Genomic DNA, 660 nt, shown 5'->3' with positions numbered 1-660 from the left:
ACTTTAAAGATTTAAATGCAAAAATGCAAAAGGCTATTTTTGATTTTAAGGTTGCTAAATTATTTGGATTTGAGGATAGGTATTACCAAGCTTCTCTTCAAAATTACGCTAACACATTTCACTTTTTAATTGGTAATGAACGAATTTTTTTTCGTTATCTTAATTTCATAAGTAATTTAAACTCAAATGAAAAACAAAAATACCTAAACTTAAGAGCCTCTACTAAAGATTTAGAAAAACAAATTTTTAAAGAAGAACTTAAATTTATAAAGCATTGTGAAGAATTTTATGATTATTTAGATAGCATAGGTTATTTAGATAAGGGAACCGAATATAAAAATGCAGCAATTTATTTTAAAATATCAATTCCAAGCTCTTTTTTACTTCATAACAATCAATTATGTTCTTTTAAAAATAGAAATTTCATGTTTCAAAAAATAAAAGAGGGGTATAATATATTTAATAATTTAGATCCTGATGGCTCAAAACTTTTCGACAAGACATTAAAAGAAAATTTTAGGAATTATCGTAAGGATATATTACCTTTTCTAGAAGATACAATAAACAAAATCCAAAAGGCCTTAGATGAATGCAAATGAAAATAATACTAGTGTTCATAATGAAAACAATACCACTATTAACATTAAAGAAAGTATAAAA

1 protein-coding gene is annotated in these 660 nt (G+C 23.9%); it reads left to right on the top strand.

The window, feature by feature from the left end; translation table 11 throughout:
* The coding region (locus ACOTVC_RS08980; protein WP_421628398.1) for a hypothetical protein at positions 1 to 599 on the top strand (599 nt) is incomplete at its 5' end.
* Between the last annotated feature and the right edge of the window lie 61 nt (positions 600 to 660).

Origin of the sequence: Campylobacter sp. GB48 (assembly GCF_049221845.1) — a bacterium.
Taxonomy (GTDB): domain Bacteria; phylum Campylobacterota; class Campylobacteria; order Campylobacterales; family Campylobacteraceae; genus Campylobacter_D; species Campylobacter_D lari_C.
The sequence above is the reverse complement of the archived record's forward strand: the minus strand, read 5'-3'. Positions and strand labels throughout refer to the sequence as shown.